The 19,464-nt window shown below is 75.3% G+C and carries 18 protein-coding genes and 1 tRNA gene; 10 read left to right on the forward strand and 9 right to left on the reverse strand.

Features of this window, described 5'->3' with window-relative positions:
* Positions 1-16: 16 nt before the first annotated feature.
* Positions 17-865, reverse strand: a complete 849-nt coding sequence (locus ACFU5J_RS06650; protein ID WP_430575480.1) for a metal-dependent hydrolase — start codon at positions 863-865, stop codon at positions 17-19.
* Between the two features lie 305 nt (positions 866-1,170).
* On the opposite strand from ACFU5J_RS06650, the gene ACFU5J_RS06655 reads away from it, so the two are divergent.
* A tRNA-Leu gene (locus ACFU5J_RS06655) sits at positions 1,171-1,255 on the forward strand.
* Between the two features lie 162 nt (positions 1,256-1,417).
* Here ACFU5J_RS06655 and ACFU5J_RS06660 read toward each other — a convergent pair.
* Positions 1,418-2,848 carry a DNA polymerase IV gene (locus ACFU5J_RS06660; RefSeq protein ID WP_430578194.1) on the reverse strand — a complete coding sequence of 477 codons (1,431 nt, stop codon included), beginning with the start codon at positions 2,846-2,848 and terminating at the stop codon, positions 1,418-1,420.
* A gap of 204 nt (positions 2,849-3,052) precedes the next feature.
* On the reverse strand, positions 3,053-3,853 hold the full coding sequence (locus ACFU5J_RS06665) for a hypothetical protein (protein ID WP_430575489.1): 801 nt from the start codon (positions 3,851-3,853) through the stop codon (positions 3,053-3,055).
* A 216-nt stretch (positions 3,854-4,069) separates the two neighbouring features.
* On the opposite strand from ACFU5J_RS06665, the gene ACFU5J_RS06670 reads away from it, so the two are divergent.
* Both ACFU5J_RS06670 and ACFU5J_RS06675 read left to right on the forward strand, forming a co-directional pair.
* On the forward strand, positions 4,070-5,263 hold the full coding sequence (locus tag ACFU5J_RS06670; protein WP_430578195.1) for an AI-2E family transporter: 1,194 nt from the start codon (positions 4,070-4,072) through the stop codon (positions 5,261-5,263).
* A 36-nt stretch (positions 5,264-5,299) separates the two neighbouring features.
* Positions 5,300-5,902 carry a GNAT family N-acetyltransferase gene (locus tag ACFU5J_RS06675; protein ID WP_430575491.1) on the forward strand — a complete coding sequence of 201 codons (603 nt, stop codon included), beginning with the start codon at positions 5,300-5,302 and terminating at the stop codon, positions 5,900-5,902.
* Positions 5,903-5,917: 15 nt separating this feature from the next.
* Here the strand turns inward: ACFU5J_RS06675 and ACFU5J_RS06680 are convergent, their stop codons facing one another.
* Complete coding sequence (locus ACFU5J_RS06680) at positions 5,918-6,565, reverse strand: hypothetical protein (protein WP_430578196.1); 648 nt, start codon at positions 6,563-6,565, stop codon at positions 5,918-5,920.
* A gap of 262 nt (positions 6,566-6,827) precedes the next feature.
* Here ACFU5J_RS06680 and ACFU5J_RS06685 point away from each other — a divergent pair, with 262 nt between their 5' ends.
* The 3 genes from ACFU5J_RS06685 to ACFU5J_RS06695 are packed head-to-tail and all read left to right on the forward strand — an operon-like array spanning position 6,828 to position 12,004.
* Complete coding sequence (locus ACFU5J_RS06685; protein WP_430578197.1) at positions 6,828-8,519, forward strand: ABC-F family ATP-binding cassette domain-containing protein; 1,692 nt, start codon at positions 6,828-6,830, stop codon at positions 8,517-8,519.
* A 30-nt stretch (positions 8,520-8,549) separates the two neighbouring features.
* Positions 8,550-10,631, forward strand: coding sequence for a M3 family metallopeptidase (locus ACFU5J_RS06690; protein WP_430578198.1), 2,082 nt, complete (start codon positions 8,550-8,552; stop codon positions 10,629-10,631).
* Between the two features lie 35 nt (positions 10,632-10,666).
* Positions 10,667-12,004, forward strand: a complete 1,338-nt coding sequence (locus ACFU5J_RS06695; protein ID WP_430578199.1) for a M20/M25/M40 family metallo-hydrolase — start codon at positions 10,667-10,669, stop codon at positions 12,002-12,004.
* 31 nt (positions 12,005-12,035) lie between these two features.
* On the opposite strand, the gene ACFU5J_RS06700 is transcribed toward ACFU5J_RS06695, so the two are convergent.
* Positions 12,036-12,821 (reverse strand): fructosamine kinase family protein, encoded by a 786-nt coding sequence (locus ACFU5J_RS06700; protein WP_430578200.1) that lies wholly within the window; start codon positions 12,819-12,821, stop codon positions 12,036-12,038.
* A gap of 30 nt (positions 12,822-12,851) precedes the next feature.
* Positions 12,852-13,103: a DUF5703 family protein gene (locus ACFU5J_RS06705; protein ID WP_430575497.1), complete on the reverse strand. Its 252-nt coding sequence runs from the start codon at positions 13,101-13,103 to the stop codon at positions 12,852-12,854.
* 74 nt (positions 13,104-13,177) lie between these two features.
* On the opposite strand from ACFU5J_RS06705, the gene ACFU5J_RS06710 reads away from it, so the two are divergent.
* Positions 13,178-13,549 carry a primosomal protein gene (locus tag ACFU5J_RS06710; protein ID WP_430575498.1) on the forward strand — a complete coding sequence of 124 codons (372 nt, stop codon included), beginning with the start codon at positions 13,178-13,180 and terminating at the stop codon, positions 13,547-13,549.
* Here the strand turns inward: ACFU5J_RS06710 and ACFU5J_RS06715 are convergent.
* Positions 13,531-14,496 (reverse strand): aldo/keto reductase, encoded by a 966-nt coding sequence (locus ACFU5J_RS06715; RefSeq protein WP_430575499.1) that lies wholly within the window; start codon positions 14,494-14,496, stop codon positions 13,531-13,533. The two genes, ACFU5J_RS06710 and ACFU5J_RS06715, sit on opposite strands and share 19 nt — an antisense overlap.
* Before the next feature lie 51 nt (positions 14,497-14,547).
* On the opposite strand from ACFU5J_RS06715, the gene ACFU5J_RS06720 reads away from it, so the two are divergent.
* Both ACFU5J_RS06720 and mshC read left to right on the forward strand, forming a co-directional pair.
* Positions 14,548-15,420 carry an undecaprenyl-diphosphate phosphatase gene (locus ACFU5J_RS06720; protein ID WP_430578201.1) on the forward strand — a complete coding sequence of 291 codons (873 nt, stop codon included), beginning with the start codon at positions 14,548-14,550 and terminating at the stop codon, positions 15,418-15,420.
* Between the two features lie 58 nt (positions 15,421-15,478).
* Positions 15,479-16,762, forward strand: a complete 1,284-nt coding sequence (gene mshC, locus ACFU5J_RS06725; protein WP_430578202.1) for a cysteine--1-D-myo-inosityl 2-amino-2-deoxy-alpha-D-glucopyranoside ligase — start codon at positions 15,479-15,481, stop codon at positions 16,760-16,762.
* 28 nt (positions 16,763-16,790) lie between these two features.
* Here mshC and ACFU5J_RS06730 read toward each other — a convergent pair whose 3' ends face one another.
* A complete protein-coding gene (locus ACFU5J_RS06730) occupies positions 16,791-17,681 on the reverse strand; it encodes a PAC2 family protein (protein ID WP_430575502.1) in 891 nt (296 codons plus the stop codon).
* Between the two features lie 117 nt (positions 17,682-17,798).
* Here ACFU5J_RS06730 and ACFU5J_RS06735 point away from each other — a divergent pair, with 117 nt between their 5' ends.
* The gene (locus ACFU5J_RS06735) at positions 17,799-18,512 is read left to right on the forward strand and encodes an HAD family hydrolase (RefSeq protein WP_430578203.1); all 714 of its coding nucleotides are present in this window, start codon (positions 17,799-17,801) and stop codon (positions 18,510-18,512) included.
* Here ACFU5J_RS06735 and ACFU5J_RS06740 read toward each other — a convergent pair.
* Complete coding sequence (locus tag ACFU5J_RS06740) at positions 18,502-19,425, reverse strand: RecB family exonuclease (protein ID WP_430578204.1); 924 nt, start codon at positions 19,423-19,425, stop codon at positions 18,502-18,504. The genes ACFU5J_RS06735 and ACFU5J_RS06740 overlap by 11 nt on opposite strands.
* Positions 19,426-19,464 lie beyond the last annotated feature (39 nt).

The following is a 19,464-nucleotide window of genomic DNA, read 5'->3' on the forward strand; positions in this document are numbered from 1 at the left end:
CGGACCCGAGGTGGGCTCAGCCGGCCAGCGCCGTGGCCCAGGCGGACGCCTGGTCCCACACCGGCTGCGTGTCGAAGCCCATCTGCCCCAGCGCGGACCAGGCGACGCCGACGACGGCGTACAGGCTGACCGGGGTCATGACGAGCCACTCGCGCCACGAGCCGGCGTCGCCGAGGATCGGCAGGGACAGGTTGCCGCCGTCGCGCCACACGTCGTCGAAGGGCAGCACGCGGTAGCGGCGCACCCAGTACGGGGAGCGGAACTTCAGCGGCCACAGGAGCGGCACGCCGGCGGTGGTGAGCAGGTCGCCGACCACGTGCACCGCGCAGCCGAGCGCGACGGCGATCGGCATCCAGTTCCACTCCTCGGGAGCGAAGACGGCGACGCAGGCGGCCAGGAACAGTGACAGGGTCCAGTTCCACCAGCGCTTGCCGCCGGTGACCTTCCAGGCGCGCAGCGCGAACGCGATGAGCAGGACGGCCATGATGCCGGGGCCGATCAGGACCTCGCCGAACGTCTCCGTACGGATCGAGAGCATGCCCATCACCCAGGCGATCGCGGTGAAGACGGCGATGCCGAGGATCGAGTGGGTGCCGTTGCGGTGCCCGCCCGAGACGGTCGCGACGAGCTTCGACACGCCCTCGGACACCGGGGGGAGCGAGTGGGCGATGGTGCCGCTGTGATGGTCGGCGTCGGGCAGCAGGGCCGCGCCCGCGCAGACCAGCGCGCCGGTCATCACCCCGACGTCCGACACGGGGTGCCAGCCGAACGCGAACGGTGCCGTCGACGTGACCGCGACCCAGGCGGCCGCTCCCGACGCGGCGTGGTGCCCACCCATCATGACGTGCGGCGCTCCCGTCCTCACGACCGCTCGACGCCGGTCGTCCCGTTCCTCACCCTTGACCGGTTGGTCCGGGCGGGCAGGACGCTACACGTCGCCACCGACGGTCGTGCGCAGCGCTCAGACCTGCGCGGACGCCCCGCCCGCGCAGCTCGCGAGGATCCCCGCGGCGCCGACGGGCCCGGGGCGCTCGGCGGTCGTCCGGGGGACGGCGTCGACGGTGGCGCCGAGGCCGGGGGAGGGGCCCGGCGGTTTGGAGGATCCCTCCCTCGTCGTGCTATGTTTTTCCACGCACCGAGACGGCGCTGAGGCGCGGTCGAGGTCCACTCGTCCGGGTGGCGGAATGGCAGACGCGCTAGCTTGAGGTGCTAGTGCCCTTTATCGGGCGTGGGGGTTCAAGTCCCCCTCCGGACACCGAAGTTCGACCTGGAACAGCCTCTCGCCTGCGGGTGAGGGGCTGTTTTGTGTGCGGGGGCCAGGTCGTCTCCGCGGTGTGAGGTGCCACACCTTCGGTGTCGAAGGCGGAGGCGACCGCGAGGTGCGGGCACGACCGATGCGGTCGATGCGGTCGGCCTCCTAGTCCTCCCTGGTCGCGCCCGGGAGCGGCTCACCGTCCGGGCCGAGGGGCTCGACGAGGGTGAGGTCCTCGGCGTCGGGGTCGATCCAGCGCTGGTAGCCGGGTCCGGTCCGTGCGGTCTCGAAGCGCACCGCGATGCGTCCGTCGTCGCCCACGCGCACGACCCATCCGCGTCCGTCGGCGGCGGTCTCGACGTCCAGGCCGGGGGCGACGGTGGCGGCCGTCGCCCGGACGGGGCCCGTCACCGGCGGCGGCGCGGACACGGCCTCGCCGCCGCCCGGGCCGTCGGCCTGGTCGGGGGTCACCGCCACCTCCGCCACCTCCGGCAGCTCCGGCCCGAGGGGCAGCATGAGCTGTGCGTGCTCGGACAGGGCGTGGAACGCGACGCCGAGGAGGCGGACGGGCTCGGTGACCTCGGCGAGCTGCAGCGCGCGGTGGGCCGCGTCGCGCAGGGCGGCCTCCTCGATGGTGGGGCGGGGCAGGGTGACCGAGCGGGTCAGGGTCGTGAACGACGCGAGGCGCACCTTGACGACCACGGTGCGGGCCGCCGCGGCGTGCCGTCCGAGGCGTGCGAGCGCGGCGTCGATGACGGGGTCGAGGGCCGCGGCGGTCGCGGCGCGGCCGTGCAGGTCGGTGTCGAAGGTGTGCTCGGCGCCGGCGGACTTGCGTTCGCGCACGGTCGTGAGGGGGCGGTCGTCCCAGCCGCGCGCGATCCGGTACAGGTTGGTCCCGCCCGCCTCGCCGGCGACCATGAGGAGAGTGTCGAGCGGTTGGCGGCGCAGGTCGGCGACCGTGCGCACTCCCAGACCGTCCAGGCGCGCTGCCGAGACCGGGCCCACGCCCCACAGCGCCCGCACGGGCAGGTCGAGCAGGAACGCGTCCTCCTCGTCCGCGCCGACGACCCGGACCCCGCCCGGCTTCGCGGCCTCCGAGGCGAGCTTCGCGACGAGCTTGGAGCGACCCAGGCCGATCGAGACCGGCAGCCCGCTCAGCTCGCGCGCCCGCTCGCGGATCGTGTGCGCGAGCTCGTCGAGGTCGGTCTGCGGCCCGGTGGCGGCGGTGAGGTCGGCGAAGGCCTCGTCGATGCTCACGGGCTCGACGACGTCGGTGACCTCGCGCAGCGCGGTCATGATCCGGGCCGAGAAGGCCGAGTACGCGGCGAACCGTGGCACGAGGACGATCGTCGAGGGCGGGCACAGCCGCCGGGCCTGCTCCATCGGCATCGCGGAACGCGCGCCGTGCTGCCGGGCCTCGTACGACGCCGTGGCCACGACGCTGCGCGGCCCGACGCCGCCGACCAGCACGGGGCGCCCGCGCAACGACGGCCGCTGGTGCTGCTCGACGGCCGCGAAGAACGCGTCGGCGTCCAGGTGCGCGATCGTCGGGCGGGCGCGCAGCACCGGGGCGTGCAGCGCGGGGTCGGGTCTCACCGTCCTACTCTGCCGCGACCCGCCGACACGGGGACGCCGGTCGGTGGCCGCACGGACAGCAAGACGCCCCCGTCGTGTGGAGCGACGAGGGCGTCTCGATCCGCCGTCTCATTCGGATCCCGCCGACGCTCTCGCGCCGGAAGTCTGGACGTCATCCTACCTGGCCACGGATGCGTCCGGGAAAGGCCTCGTCGCCCCGGGACGTCACCCCGGGACGTCGAGCCGGGCGACGAGCGCTCCCAGGGCCGTCCGCGTCTTCGTCTCCTGCGGGGCGCCGAGGTCGACGCCGCGCCGGGCGAGGAACACCTTGGTCTCCGCCGCGGCCTGGAACGCCGCGCCGGGCGTCGCCTTGCTCGACAGCTCCAGGACCCGGCCGCCGTCGGGCAGGAACCACAGCTCGGCGACCATCCGCCGCGGGAGCTCGGGCGGCGCGAACCGCGCCTTGAGCAGGGTGAGCGGCCCGAGCACGCGCAGGTCGCCGAGGGCGGTGCCCGCGGGGAGCCGGTCGGACAGCAGCGAGCGCTGCACCGGGTCGAGCAGGTCGGGCAGCCGACCCACGTCGGCCAGCAGGGCGCGCACGTCGCCGTCGGGCACGCGCCGGGTCAGCGAGCACGAGCACGTGAAGCCGGCAGGGGAGGCGTCCACCTCGACCTTGAAGCCGTCGGCCCGGCGCACCCGCTCGGGGACCTCCGTCGGCAGCATCGGCCGCAGCTTCACGGTGACGTCGCCGTCCTTGCGCGCCGTGCGCCGGGCACGCACGACGAGCCCCGCCGCGGACAGGTCCAGGCCGGGGGTGTCCACGAACGCGACCTGGCGGATCGTCGCGTCCAGGGCATCGATGCCGAGCCGCTCGAGCACACGGCGGTGGTCAGCGCCGGGCACGGTGAGCTTGAGCTCGACGGCGTCGACGTCGGGCAGCAGGGCCAGGAGGCCGGCGAGCGACTCCGCGTCGTAGGACGGGACCTCGCGCGCGCGGTCGGTGGGCTTCGGCGGTGCCACGGACATGGTGCGCTCCTCTCGCCGGACGCCCGCGCCCCGGACGTCACCCCATGGTCGTGCGGCGTCGGCCGTCGCGCACCGTGCCCGGGGCCGCGCCGTCGAAGTTCACCCGGGCCGGGCTCGCACGCCCGAGGTGCGGAACGGCGACGCCCGGGGACGTCCTCCCTCGTCGGGCGGCACGGTGCGGCAGACTGGGCGGACGATCGCGAGAGGGGTGCACGGGTGGCGAAGCGTGCGAACGAGAACGTCCCGGCGTGGCTGCGGACGTCGGCCGGGTGGTCGTGGCGGCTCATCGCCCTCACCGCGGCGGTGGCGCTGGTGTTCTGGGCGACGGTGCAGGTGCAGCTCGTCTTCATCGCGGTGTTCCTCGGCCTCGTGTTCGCGTCCGTGCTCAACCCGGTCGCGGACTTCTACGCGAAGGCCATGCCTCGAGCCCTGGCCACCGCGCTCGCCATCCTCAGCGCGTTCCTCGTGCTGGGCGGGCTCATCACCTACGTGGTGGCGTCGGTGGCGGGCCAGTGGGAGAACCTCGCCGGCCAGTTCGACACCGGCGTGCAGCAGATCCTCAAGTACGTGGAGAGCGGGCCGTTCGGGCTGTCCGTGACCGGCGACCAGATCAACGAGTGGATCGACCAGGGCCGGCAGTGGGTCGCCGACAACGCCGACTCGCTGGTCAGCCAGGCGGCGCAGAGCGCGGGCTCGGTCTTCGAGGGCTTCGCCATCTTCGCCCTGTCGATCTTCTGCACGGTCTTCTTCGTCGCGTCGGGCGGCAAGATGTGGCGCTGGTTCCTGGGCCAGATCCCGGAGGAGCACCGCACCCGGTGGCAGGCCGCCGCGGGAGCGGGCTGGTACAGCTTCTCGGGCTACGCGCGCGGCACGGTGATCATCGCGTTCACCGACGGCGTCCTGGCGTTCATCCTGCTGAGCATCCTCGGGGTGCCGCTCGCGGCCCCGCTGGCCGTCCTCGTGTTCATCGGCGCCTTCATCCCCCTCATCGGTGCCCCGCTGGCCATGATCATCGCGGCCGTCGTCGCGCTCGCCGCCAACGGGTTCGTCACCGCGCTCATCGTGACGATCGGCATCGCGCTCATCGGGCAGCTCGAGGGGCACGTCCTGCAGCCGCTCATCATGGGCAAGCAGGTCGCGCTGCACCCGCTCGTCATCGGCCTCGGCGTCACCGCGGGCACGGTGCTCGCCGGCATCCTCGGCGCGATCATCGCGGTGCCGCTCATGGCCGTCGCGTGGACGGTCTTCTCCACCCTGCGCGGCGACCGGCCGCACCCCGAGCTGGACGAGCCCGCCGGGCTGCGCGACGGGCCGCTCGCCGTCGCCCCGGTCCTCCCGGCGCCCGAGGGCGGTCCGGTCCGGGCCGACGACGAGGCCGCCGGAGCGACCGAGGAGACACCGGACAAATAGCGTGAAGCCGTCCGGGCCCCGTGCCACCATGCGCGGATGGAACCGTTCGTCCTCACCTCCGACCGCGTCCGCCTCTCCGTCCCGACGGCCGCGGACGTCGACCGCATCGCCGAGATCTGCGCGGACCCCGCCGTCGCGCGGTGGACCACCGTCCCGTCCCCGTACACGCGGGCGGACGCCGAGGGGTTCGTCGACCAGTTCGTCGCGGACGGCTGGGCGCAGGAGAAGGACTTCACCTGGGCGGTGCGCGCGCCCGGCGACGTCGACGGCCCGGTCCTGGCGATGGTCGGGATGTCGCGAGAGGGAGCGCCCGGTGTCCAGCCCGCGGGTGAGCTGGGCTTCTGGTGCGCCCCCGACGCCCGCGGCCGCGGCCTGACGACGGAGGCGGCGCGCCTCGTCGTCGACTGGGCGGTCGACCCCGAGGGCCTGGGCCTCGGCGTCGTGCGGTGGCGGGCGAACGTGGGCAACTGGGCCTCCCGCCGGGTGGCCTGGAAGCTCGGCTTCACGTACGAGGGTCTGCTGCGCCGCTTCGGCGCGCAGCGCGGCGTGCTCCAGGACTCGTGGGTCGCGTCGTACGTGCCGGGGGACCCGCGCGAGCCGAACGAGCCGTGGCCCGCCGAGGCGCCGGCGGCCGCCTGAGCGACCGTCCGGCGCTCAGCGCAGCGCCTCCAGCCAGGGGTGCCCCGACAGGGTGCGCGCGAGCGCGTCGGCGAGCCACGCACGGCGGTCCCGGCCGAGCGCCGGCACGGTCGCGTCGAAGTCGCGGCGGTCCTTGGGGCGCAGGCCGCGCGCCTTGTACAGCAGCTGGATCTCCGGCTGCAGGTAGGTGATGCCGTCCGCGGACCACAGGGCGTCCGCCATCGGCATCGTGATCCCCGGGTCTCGCTTGTACACCCAGGTCTCCGGCGTCCCGGGGCCGAGCAGGATGTCGAACTCCCAGGGCGACGTGGCGTCGCGGCGGGTCCACAGCTGCCCGCAGCCGTCGGGCAGGACGTCGTCGGCCGGGGCGTCGGGGTCGACGTCGGGACGCACGGGGGTCAGCGTGCCCGACGACGCGGCCCACGTGTGCAGGGAAGGCGCGAGGTGGCGCCGCAGCGCGGGGAGGTCCTGGCGCAGCACGCCGGGGTCGATGTCCTCGTGGTGCCGCCGGACGCCGGTGAAGGCCTCCAGGGCCCAGCCGCCGGCGACCCACCACGTCCCCGGGTAGCCGACGAAGAGGGCAGCGACGTCCCGCGGTGTGCGCGGCGCCCACGGGCCGTACCAGAGGTCGAACTCGGCGTCGCTCAGGGGCTCGGCAGGCATCCGGACAGCCTAGGCCGCGACGTGGGGGAAACGAGGTTGCGCCCCGGGCGACGGTGTGCGAATCTCGACGCCGTCCCCGCGGCCTCCGCCGCGCGTGAGAGGGGACGGCTCCAGGACGAGAGGCAGACACCGAGCGATGACGGGCACCCGGACCGCCTGACCGCGTCGACCCGAGGCTCCCCGCCGGCCGCACGAACGGCCCGGGGGAGCGGCGTCGACGCACCCGCCGTCCGCCGCACCCCGCACCCGCTGGAGCCCCTGAGTGCCTCTCACCCACACCTCCGTCGTCCTGCACGACGTCACCTTCTCCTGGCCCGACGGGGCCACCCCGATCGCCGGCGTCTCCGGCGCGTTCTCCCGCGGCCGGACCGGCCTCGTCGGCCTGAACGGCGCGGGGAAGTCCACGCTGCTGCGGCTCGTCGCGGGCCGCCTGCGCCCGACGTCCGGCACGATCACCGTGTCGGGCGTGGCCGACTACCTGCCGCAGCGCCTCACCCTCGACACCGGCGCCACCGTGGCCGACCTGCTGGGCGTGCGCGAGGTCGTCGACGCCGTGCGTGCCATCACGGACGGCACCGCGCCCGAGGACGGCCTCGCCGCGCTGTTCGACGTCGTCGGCGACGCGTGGGACGTCGAGGAGCGTGCCCTCGCCGAGCTCGCCGGAGCCGGGCTGCCCTCGGGCGACGGCGTGCTCGACCGCCCGGTGGGCACGCTGTCCGGCGGCGAGGCGATGCTGGTCGCCGTCACCGGCGTGCGGCTGCGCGGCGCGGACGTCGCCCTGCTCGACGAGCCGACGAACAACCTGGACGGCGGCGCCCGCGAGCGGCTGCACGAGATCGTCCGCACCTGGCGCGGCACCCTCGTCGTCGTCTCCCATGACCGCGAGCTGCTCGAGCTCGTCGACGAGACCGCGGAGCTGCGCACCGGCGGGCTGACCACCTTCGGTGGCACGTACTCCCGGTACGAGGAGTACCTGGCCACCCAGCAGGAGGCGGCGCGCGCCGCGCTGCGGGACGCCGAGCAGTCCCTGCGCCGCGAGAAGCGGCAGCGGATCGAGGCGGAGGAGAAGATCGCGCACTCCGAGCGCCAGGGGCGCAAGGACGTCGCGAACTCCCGCTACGTCAAGGCCGTGGTCAACGACCGACGCAACTCCGCGCAGAAGTCGCAGGGGGCACGGCGCGGGGCGGCCGCCGACAAGGAGGCCGCGGCGCGCGCGGCGGTCGAGGCGGCCGAGCTCTCGGTGCGGGACGACGACCGCATCGTCGTCGACCTGCCGGACCCGGGCGTGCCCGCCGGGCGACGGCTCGCGGTGCTGCGCGGCACGGACGGGCGCGAGGTCGTCCTCGCCGGCCCCGAGCGCGTGGCCCTCACCGGGCCCAACGGCGTCGGGAAGACGACGCTGCTGGAGCGGCTCGTCGGGTCGGCCCTCGACGGCTCCGTGGACGGGGCCCCGGGCGCGACCGCGGCCGGGGTCGCCGACGGCGTCGGCACCGGCGCCCGGGCCCAGGCGCTCACCGACCGGGTCGGCTACCTGCCGCAGCGGCTCGACGTGCTCGACGACGACCAGACCGTGCTCGACGCCGTCCGCGCCGGCGCACCGCACGTCGCGCCCGGCGAGCTGCGCAACCGGCTCGCGCGCTTCCTGGTCCGCGGCGACCAGACGGGCCGTCCCGTGGCGACGCTCTCGGGCGGCGAGCGGTTCCGCGTCACCCTGGCGCGGCTGCTGCTGTCCGACCCGCCCGCGCAGCTGCTGGTGCTCGACGAGCCCACCAACAACCTCGACATCGCCAGCACCGACCAGCTGGTGCAGGCGCTGGCGGCGTACCGGGGCGCGCTGGTCGTCGTGAGCCACGACCGGGCGTTCCTCGACCGGCTCGGGCTGGACGCCGAGCTCGTGCTGGCCGCCGACGGGACGCTGCGCGAGGAGCGGGGGACGGGCCGCGTCGCCGGCTGAGCGAGGGCGCCGGTGCGGTTGGATGGGGTGATGAGCCTCGACCCCGCGAACCCGTTCGCCGCACCGTCCTCCCTGCCGTACGAGCTGCCCGACTTCCGCGTGCTCCGCGAGGAGCACTACGAGCCCGCGATCCGGGCGGGCATGGCCGAGCAGCTCGCCGAGGTCGAGGCGATCGTGACCGACCCGGCCCCGGCGAGCGTGGCGAACACCCTGCAGGCCCTCGAGCGCTCGGGCCGGACCCTGCACCGCGCCCTGACGGCCTTCTTCAACCAGGTCAGCGCGGACGCGACGCCGGGGCTCGAGGACCTGCACGAGCGGCTGTCGCCGGCGCTCGCCGCCCACCGCGACGCGATCGGCATGGACGTGCGGCTGCACGCGCGGGTGCGGGCGCTCGCGGACGCGGCCGCGTCGGGCGACGTCGAGCTCGAGGACGACTCCGCGTGGCTGCTGCGCACGCTGCTGAAGGACTTCCGGCGCTCGGGCATCGACCTGGGCCCGGGGGAGCAGGACGAGCTGCGCCGCCTCAACGGGCGGCTCACCGAGCTCGAGGCGGTCTTCGGCCGCAAGCTGCTCGCGGGGGAGAAGGCCTCGGCGGTCCTCGTCACCGACGTCGCGGAGCTCGAGGGGCTGCCCGCCGACGCGATCGACGCGGCGGCGGCGTCCGCGGCGTCGCGGGGGCACGAGGGCGCGTGGCTGCTCGACCTCCAGCTGCCGACCCGGCAGGACGTCGTGGCTTCCCTCGCGCGCCGGGACGTACGGGAGCGGGTGCAGGCCGCCAGCGAGTCCCGAGGCACCCGCGGCGACGCCCACGACACCCGGGAGACGCTGCTCGAGATCGCCCGGCTCCGCGCCGAGCGCGCGCGGCTGCTGGGCTACGCGCACCACGCGGCCTACGTTGCGGAGGACGCCACCGCCCGCACCACCGAGGCGATCAGCGCGATGCTGGGACGGCTCGCCCCGCCGGCCGTCGCGAACGCGCGCGCCGAGGAGGCGGAGCTGACCGCCCTGCTCCACCGGACCGACCCCGGCGCCGGGCTGCGGGCGTCGGACTGGGCGCGGCTCGCCGAGGGCGTGCGCCAGGAGCGGTACGCGCTGGACGACGCCCTGCTGCGGCCCTACCTGGAGCTGGAGCGCGTCGTGCACGACGGCGTCTTCCGCGCCGCGGGCCTCCTGTTCGGCCTGAGCTTCGCCGAGCGCACCGACCTCGTCGGCTACCACCCGGACGTGCGGGTCTTCGAGGTCTTCGACTCCGAGGAGCCCGGCGAGCCGGGCACGGGGCTGGGGCTGTTCCTCGCCGACTGGTACACGCGGGCCTCGAAGCGCGGTGGGGCCTGGATGAACAACCTCGTCGACCAGAGCCACCTGCTCGGGCAGCGCCCCGTGGTGGTCAACAACCTCAACATCGTCAAGCCGCCGGCGGGCGAGCCCACGCTGCTGCTCTGGGACCAGGTCATCACCCTGTTCCACGAGTTCGGTCACGCCCTGCACGGCCTGCTGTCCGACGTGCGCTACCCCTCGCAGTCCGGCACCGAGGTGCCGCGGGACTTCGTGGAGTACCCGTCGCAGGTCAACGAGATGTGGGCGTGGGAGCCCGAGGTGCTGCGCTCCTACGCCGTGCACCACGCCACCGGCGAGCCGCTGCCGGCCGCGTGGGTCGAGACCATGCTCGCGTCGCGGCAGTGGGGCGAGGGGTTCGCCACGACGGAGTACCTCGCCGCCGCGCTGCTCGACCAGGCGTGGCACCTGGTGACCCCCGAGGAGGTCCCGACGTCGGTCGACGAGGTGCTCGACTTCGAGGCGAAGGCGCTCGCGGACGCGGGGGTCGCGCTCCCGGCCGTCCCGCCGCGGTACCGCACGACCTACTTCAACCACGTGTTCGGCGGCGGCTACGCGGCGGGCTACTACTCGTACATCTGGTCGGAGGTGCTCGACGCCGACACCGTCGAGTGGTACCGCGAGAACGGCGGGCTGACGCGGGAGAACGGCGAGGCCTTCCGCCGTCGCCTGCTCGCCCGCGGCGGGTCCCAGGACCCGCTGACGTCGTTCCGCGAGCTGCGCGGACGCGACCCGCGGATCGACCCGCTGCTGGCGCGCCGGGGCCTGGCCGGCTGAGCCCGCGTCGGCGGCGGGCTGGGTACGGTGTGCCCGTGACCACTGAGCCCCTGAGCCTCCAGCCCGTGCCCGCCGCCGAGGACGAGGTGGTGCGGATCTGCCAGGACCTGCTGCGCATCGACACCTCCAACTACGGCAACGGCGAGGGCCCGGGGGAGCGGCGGGCCGCCGAGCACGTCGCCGCCCTGCTCACGGAGGTGGGCCTCGAGGTGGACGTGTTCGAGGCCGCCCCCGGCCGCACGTCGGTCGTGACCCGGCTCGAGGGCACCGACCCGACGCGGCCGGCGCTGGTGCTGCACGGGCACACCGACGTCGTCCCCGCGGCGGCCGAGGACTGGACGGTCGACCCGTTCGGCGGCGAGGAGATCGACGGGCTCCTGTGGGGCCGCGGCGCCGTCGACATGAAGGACATGGACGCCATGATCCTGTCGGTCGTGCGGCAGATGGCCCGGGAGGGCCGCCGCCCGGCTCGTGACGTTGTCGTCGCCTTCTTCGCCGACGAGGAGGCCGGTGGCGTGCAGGGCGCGCAGTGGGCCGTGCGGCACCGCCCGGAGCTCTTCGAGGGCGCCACCGAGGCGATCAGCGAGGTGGGCGGCTTCTCGGTGGAGGTGGGCGGCCGCCGGGCGTACCTGCTGCAGACGGCGGAGAAGGGGCTCGCGTGGCTGCGGCTCGTCGCCGACGGTCGCGCCGGGCACGGCTCCCAGGTGAACGAGGAGAACGCGGTCACCGAGCTCGCCGCGGCCGTCGCGCGGATCGGTCAGCACCGGTGGCCGTACACGCTCACCCCGACGGTCGAGCGCCTGCTGCGCGGCGTGGCCGACCTCACGGGTCTGCGGTACGACGGCGAGGACCCGGCCGCGATCGACGCCCTGGTGGCGGCGCTGGGCCCGGCGGCCCGGTTCGTCGGCGCCACCGTGCGCCACACGTCCAACCCGACCCAGCTCGAGGCGGGCTACAAGGCCAACGTCATCCCGGGCCGGGCCGAGGCCACCGTGGACGTGCGCCTGCTCCCCGGGCACGAGGAGGAGGGCATGGCCACGCTGCGCGAGCTGGCCGGGCCCACCGTCCGGGTGGAGCCCATCCACCAGGACACGGCGCTCGAGGTGCCGTTCTCCGGCGACCTCGTCGACACGATGGTCGCCTCGCTGCTCGCCGAGGACCCGGGCGCGGCGGTGCTGCCCTACACGCTCTCGGGCGGCACGGACAACAAGTCCCTCTCGCGCCTCGGCATCACCGGTTACGGGTTCGCGCCCCTGCGCCTGCCCGCGGACCTCGACTTCTCCGGCATGTTCCACGGCGTCGACGAGCGCGTGCCCACCGAGTCGCTGCGCTTCGGCACCCGCGTGCTGGACCGCCTGCTGCGCACCTGCTGAGGCGGCGCGGCCTGCGGGCCGGCCCGGCGCCTCACCTGCCGAGCCGGGCCAGCAGCTGCCGCGTGCGGTCCACGTACGCGCCGCCGAAGAGCACGGCGTGCACGGCGAGCGGGTAGAGCTGGTGCAGGGCCACCCGGCCCTGCCACCCCGGCGCCAGGGGGCTCGCCGCGTCGTACCCGGCCACGACCTGGCCCAGGTGCGGCGCCCCGAAGAGCGCGAGCATCGCCAGGTCGGCCTCGCGGTGCCCGCCGTGCGCCGCGGGGTCGATGAGCACGGCCTCGGCCGTGCCCGCGGGGCCGGGGGCCCACAGCACGTTCCCGGACCACAGGTCTCCGTGCACCCGCGCGGGACCCTCCCGGGCGGCGGGGCCGGCGAGGGCGCCGAGGCGCCCGCACACCCGCTCGACGGCGGCCGCGTCGTCCGCGTCGAGCACGCCGCGCTCGCGGCCCTGCGCGACGACGGGCCGCAGCCGGGCGTGGGCGTAGAACGCGGGCCAGTCGCCCCACGTCCCGGCGACCAGGGGCAGGGGGTCGCCGAGTGGACCGAACCAGCCCGCGTCGGCGCCCGGCGGCAGCACCCCGAACCCGGCGGCGCCGGCGCGGTGGAGCACCGCGAGGCGGCGGCCGAGGTCGCGCGCCGCGTCGGGGGTCGGGTGGGCCGCCGGGACCCGCTCGAGGTCGAGGTGGTCCGGGCCGAGGTCCAGGACCCGGGCGACGCGCGGGCCTCCCGGCACGGCGAGCCAGCGCAGCCCGGCCGCCTCGGTGGCGAAGAACCCGGGCGGCGCGTGCGGGCGCGACTTGCGGAACGTGGCGACCATGGGCACTCCCTCGGCCGGTGCGCGGCCGGGTCAGTACGTCGGCGTCACCTTGATGATCTTGCGGCGCAGCCACACCCGGCGCTCGCCGCCGATGTAGAGGCGGGTGCGCGCCAGCTCCCACCGGCCGTACTCGGCCTCGTCGGTGAGCATCTTGCGCGCGTCCGGGACGCTGGTGTCCCGGTCGATCGTCAGCACGCGGAACTCGTACTGTCCGTGCTTGCGCCAGGCGGACGTCGCGTCGCGGCGTCCGCCTTCCTGCGTGGTCGACGAGGTCGAAGCCATCCGTCGTCCTCCCGAAGTGCTCGCGGGCGGTATTCGTCTGCCCATTGTGCCCCTCGGGGCGCTACCGTCAGAGCATGACCGCTGACCCGCGTGCCGCGCTGGACCGCTTCGTCGCCGCACTGGAGGCGCACTACCACGCGGTGTCGACCCGCAGGGGTGACGACGACCCGGCGGTCGACGACGCCTACGAGGTCCTGGCCGACGCGTTCGAGGTCTACGAGGACGCCCTGGCGCAGGTGTACTCGGAGGTGACGCCGTTCTTCCTGGACGACGGCGACGACGACGGCGACGACGAGGACGACGACGAGGACGGCGAGGAAGACCTGGACGCCGATCTCGACGCGGACCTCGACACGGACCTGGAGGGCCCGGGGCTGACCGGGTCGACGGCGGGCGGGTCCGTCGGGACGGAGCCGCCCGGGCAGGCCTACCAGCGCTCGGGGTAGCCGATCTCCGGGGCGGAGACGTCGTCGAGCGCGGCGTGCACCTCGCCCGGAAGGTCGAGGTCGAGGGCCGACAGGGACGCCCTGAGCTGGGCGGGTGTGCGGGCACCGACGATCGCGCTCGCGACGGTGTCGCGGGCGAGCAGCCAGGCCAGCGCCACCTCGAGGGGGGCCCGTCCCAGACCGTCGGCGGCGGTGGCCACGGCCTCCACGACGGACGACGCCGCCCCGTCGAGGTACGGGTCGACGAAGGCGGCCAGGTGCGCGGACGCTGCGCGGGAGTCCGCCGGGATGGCCCGCCGGTACTTGCCGGTGAGCACGCCTCGCCCGAGGGGCGACCACGCGAGCAGCCCCAGGCCGAGGGCGTCGGCGGCGGGGGCCACGTCCCGTTCGGCGCCGCGCTGCAGCAGCGAGTACTCGAGCTCCAGGGCGCTCAGGCCGGTGCCGTCGGGCTCCAGGAGCGTCGCGGCGCGGGCGGCGGCCCAGGCGGGGTGGTTGGCGAGGCCGACGTAGCGCGCCCGCCCCGACGACACCGCCAGGCGCAGCGCGGACACCGTCTCGGCCAGCGGCGTCGCCGGGTCGGGGCAGGCGACGAGGAACAGGTCCACGTGGTCGGTGCCGAGGCGCTCCAGGGACGCGTCCAGGTCCGCGAGGAGGCCCGCGCGGGAGGCGTCGACCCGGGCGCCCGACCGGCCGGCCCGTACGCCGCCCTTGGTGCACAGCACCAGCTCGTCGCGCGAGACCTTGCCGTCGAGCAGCGACCCGATGAGGCGCTCCGCGTCGCCGTCGCCGTACGTCGCGGCCGTGTCGACGAGGCTCCCGCCGGCGTCGACGAAGTCGCGGAGCTGTTCCGCCGCGTCCAGGTCGTCGGTGTCCCGACCCCAGGTCATCGTCCCCAGGCCGAGCTCGGACACGCGCAGACCCGTACGGCCCACCTGACGACGCTCCATGGCGGGTCACGCTACCGGGAAACATCGCTGGTCCGGGTAGTGTGACCGCCCGTGAATGCCTGGGAAGCGATCCTGCTGGGCCTGGTCCAGGGCCTGACCGAGTTCCTGCCGATCTCCTCGAGCGCGCACCTGCGCATCGTCGGTGAGCTGCTCGGCGGCGACGACCCCGGCGCGGCGTTCACCGCCATCACCCAGATCGGTACCGAGGCCGCGGTGCTGCTCTACTACCGCCGGACCATCCGGGACATCTGCGTCGCGTGGTGGAGGTCCCTCGTGGGCGCCCACGGCCGCGACTGGGCCGCGCGGTTCGGCGCGCACGACTCCCAGGCGCGCATGGCCTGGTTCATCGCGCTGGGCTCCATCCCGATCGGCGTGCTCGGCCTGCTCTTCCAGGACGCGATCGAGACGTACCTGCGCAACCTCTGGATCACCGTCACGACGCTGGTCGTCTTCGGCCTGCTGCTCGGCTGGGCCGACAAGATCGGCCGCCGCACCCGCCGGCTCGACGAGCTCACCCCGAAGCGGGCGATCGGCTTCGGCTTCGCCCAGGCGCTCGCGCTCATCCCGGGCGTGTCGCGCTCGGGCGGCACCATCACGGCCGGGCTCCTCATGGGCTTCACCCGCAAGGCCGCCGCGGACTACTCGTTCCTGCTGGCCGTGCCCGCCGTGCTGCTGTCCGGCTTCTACCAGCTCGGCAAGTCCGTCGGCGAGACCCCGGCGCCCGGGGCGCCCGGGGCGGGCGCGACGCTCATCGCGACGCTGGTGGCGTTCGTCGTCGGGTACATCGTGATCATCGGCTTCCTCAAGCTCATCACCACGCACTCGTTCATGCCGTTCGTCTGGTACCGCCTCGGGCTCGCGGCCGTGGTGGTCGTGCTCCTGCTGACCGGCGTCCTCACGCCCATGGGCGGCACCGCCGTCTGACGGCTGCCCCGGCGGACGGGGTGACCTGACCGGGTGAGACGCCCGGTAGCCTGGGCCCGTGCGTTCCTGGCCCGCCCCCCAGATCCCTGAGCTCCCCGCCCCGGCCGACGGCCGCCGCACCCTCGTCCGGGTGCACGACAGCACCACGGGCCGGCTCGTGGACCCGGCGCCCGGCGACACCGCCCGCTACTACGTCTGCGGCATCACGCCCTACGACGCGACCCACCTCGGGCACGCGAACACCTACCTGGCGTTCGACCTGCTGCACCGCGCGTGGCTCGACGCCGGGAAGGCCGTGACCTTCGTCTCGAACGTCACCGACGTCGACGACCCGCTGCTGGAGCGGGCCACCGCCACCGGCGTGGACTGGCGGGACCTGGCCGCCGACCAGGTGGCGCTCTTCCGCGAGGACATGACCGCGCTCGGCATGGTGCCGCCCGCGACCTGGACCGGCGCGGTCGAGTCCGTCCCCGCCGTGGTCGAGGCGGTCGAGCGGCTGCTGGCGGACGGCGCGGCCTACCGCGTCCCGAACGAGCCCGGCGCGGGCGGGGACGACCCCGGCCTGGGCGACGTGTACGCGGACCTGTCCGCCGACCCCGACTTCGGCGCGGTCGCCCGCCTCGCCCCGGAGGCGATGACGGCCCTGTTCGCCGAGCGCGGGGGCGACCCGCGGCGCGAGGGCAAGAAGGACCCGCTCGACCCGCTGCTGTGGCGGCGCGAGCGCCCGGGCGAGCCCGCCTGGGACGGCGCGTCCCTGGGCACGGGGCGGCCGGGCTGGCACATCGAGTGCGCGGTCATCGCCCGCGACGGCCTGGGCCTGCCGTTCGACCTGCAGGGCGGGGGAGCGGACCTGCTGTTCCCGCACCACGAGATGTCGACGTCCCACGACCGCCTACTGGGCGGCGGCGGGGCACGCGTGCACGTGCACGCCGGGCTGGTGGCCTACCAGGGCGAGAAGATGAGCAAGTCGCGGGGCAACCTGGTGTTCGTCTCCGCGCTGCGGCGTGACGGCGTCGACCCGATGGCGATCCGCCTGGCCCTGCTCGCCCACCACTACCGCACCGAGTGGGAGTGGACGGACGCCGACCTGGCCGCCGGCGTCGCGCGCCTCGAGCGGTGGCGCACGGCCGTGTCCGGCAACGGCGGCCCCGACGCGACCGCCACCCTCGACGCCCTGCGTGCCGCTCTCGCCCAGGACCTGGACGGGCCGGCCGCGCTCGCGGCCGTCGACGTGTGGGCCGACCTCGCGCTCGCGCCCGGCCGGGACACCTCCGCCGACCAGGAGGGCGCGCCGGGCGTGCTCGCCCGCGCGGTCAACGCCCTGCTCGGCGTCCGCCTCTGACGTCCGCGGCGAAGGCCGGGGGCCGGCGTCAGCCCTTGTCGCCGCCCCGGTCGCCGCGGTCGCCCTTGTCCCCGCCGACGTCCCGCCGGCGCAGGTAGCGCTCGAATTCCCGCGCGATCGCCTCCCCGGTCGCCTCCGGCAGGTCGGCGGTGTCCTTCGCCTCCTCCAGCTGCTGCACGTACTCGGCGATCTCGGCGTCGTCCGAGGCCAGCTCGTCGACGCCGTGCTGCCACGCCTCGGCGTCCTCGGGCAGGTCGCCCAGAGGGACGGTCGCGGCGATCAGCTCCTCCACCCGGGTGAGGATCGCGAGCGTGGCCTTGGGCGACGGCGGGTTCGCCACGTAGTGCGGCACCGCGGCCCACAGGGACACGGCCTGGAAGCCGCGGCGGTCGGCCTCGTGCTGCAGCACGCCCACGATGCCCGTCGGGCCCTCGTACGTGCTCGGCTCGACGTCGAGCACGGCCTGCATGCCGTCGCTCTCCGTGGTCGCCGTCATCGGGATGGGGCGCGTGTGCGGGACGTCCGCCAGCAGGGCGCCCAGCGTCACGACCGTGCGCACGCCGAGCTCCGCCGCGAGGTCCAGCAGCTCCGCGCAGTACGACCGCCACCGGAACGACGGCTCGATGCCGTGCACCAGCACCACCGTGCGGTCGGGCAGCTCCGCGACCGAGACGGTGGTGCTGGGCCAGATGATGGTCCGCTCGCCGTCGGGCCCCGTCTCCATGACCGGCCGGTTCACCTGGAAGTCGTGGTAGTCCTCGGGGTCGAGCTCGCGCACCTCGTGGGCGTCCCAGACCTCGGCCAGGTGCCCGAGCGCCGCCGTGGCGGCGTTCCCGGCGTCGTTCCACCCCTCGAACGCGGCGATCATCACGGTCTGCCGTGCGGCGTGGCGCCCGGTGGGCTCCGGCTCGGTCGTCATTCGTCCAGCGTATACAGCACGTCCACGGCACGGGGCTGCGCCGGCGGTCGGGTCGCGTGGGCGGGCTCACGGGACCCCGACGGCCGGCGCGCGGCCCACGGTCCGTACGATGGACGGGTGCCCGAGACCCTCGCCCCCGCCCCCCAGACCCCCGAGCAGACCCTCCCCGCGGCCGTCCTGTGGGACATGGACGGGACCCTCGTCGACACCGAGCCGTACTGGATCGAGGCCGAGCACGAGCTCGTGGCCGAGCACGGCGGCACGTGGAGCCACGAGCAGGCGCTTCAGCTCGTCGGCAACGCGCTGACGGTCTCCGCCCAGATCCTGCGGGACCAGGGTGGCGTCGACCTCCCGGTCGACGCGATCGTCCGGCGGCTCCTGGGCCGCGTCGTCGAGCAGGTGCGGGTGCGGGTGCCGTGGCAGCCGGGGGCGCTCGAGCTGCTCACGGGTCTCGCCGAGGCCGGCGTGCCCTGCGCGCTGGTGACGATGAGCTACGCGGAGCTGGCCGAGGAGGTCGTCTCGCGCGGGCCCGCGGGCGCGTTCGTCACCCTCGTCACGGGCGACCAGGTGGAGCGCGGCAAGCCGGACCCCGAGCCCTACCTGGTCGCCGCCGAGCGCCTGGGCGTCGACCCGGCCGCGTGCGTCGCCATCGAGGACTCGCCCACCGGGATCGCGTCGGCCCGCGCGGCCGGTGTGACGACCCTCGGCGTCGAGGCCGTGGTGCCCGTGCCGCAGCTGGACGGGCTCAGCCGGGCGTCGTCGCTGGAGGCCGTCGACGTGGCCACCATCGCGCGCATCGGCGCCGGCGAGGTCCTCGACCTCAGCCGCTGACGGACTCCTCGTCGGGCCGGGCGCCCGCCTCGGGCTCGACCCCGAGGCGGGCGCGCAGCGCGCCCGCCGGGATCACCGGCGGCGTGCCGCCGAACTCCGGGCACACCGACCGGTGCGCGCACCAGCCGCACAGCCGGCTGCGACGCGGGCGCCAGTCGCCGGTGCGCGCGGCGTCCTGGACGGCCGTCCAGAGGGCGCGCACCTTGGTCGCCGTGGCCTCGAGCTCGTGCTCGTCCGGCTGCGCCCGCAGCACCTGCCCGTCGCCCAGGTACAGCAGCTGCAGCATTCGCGGCAGCACGCCGCGCTCGCGCCAGAGCACCAGCCCGTAGAACCGCATCTGGAACAGGGCGCCGGCCTCGAAGCCGGGCCCGGGCGCGCGCCCGGTCTTGTAGTCGACCACCCGCATGGCGCCGCCGGGGGCGACGTCGAGGCGGTCCACGATCCCGCGCAGCAGCGGGCCGCCGTCGAGGGCGGTCTCCACCCGCAGCTCGCGTGCCTCGGGCTCCAGCCGGTTCGGGTCCTCCAGGGTGAAGTAGGTGCCCACCAGCCGGCGGGCGCGGGCGATCCACTGCTCGGGCGTGGTCCCCGCGGCGTCCCCGTCGGCGTCGAACAGGGTGGCGTACCGCGGCTCCGCCTCGACGAGGCGGTCCCACTCCACGGGCAGCAGCGCCTCGGCCGCCTCCGGCGTGCGCTCGCCGACCGGCGCGTCGTACAGGCGCTCGAGCACCGCGTGCACGAGCGTGCCGCGCGCGGCCGCCGACGACGGCGGCTCGGGCAGCCGGTCGACCACGCGCAGCCGGAACAGCAGGGGGCAGCGCATGAAATCGCTCGCGCGTGACGGCGACAGCGCCGGCGTCCGGACCTCGGCCGCCGACGACGCGTCGGGCACGTCGGGGGCGGCGGTCGTCGTCATGCGCGCCACCCTACGGTCGGCCGGGGACACGACGGGGTC

The sequence above is a fragment of the Isoptericola sp. NPDC057559 genome (assembly GCF_042801555.1).
Classification (GTDB): Bacteria; Actinomycetota; Actinomycetes; order Actinomycetales; family Cellulomonadaceae; genus Isoptericola.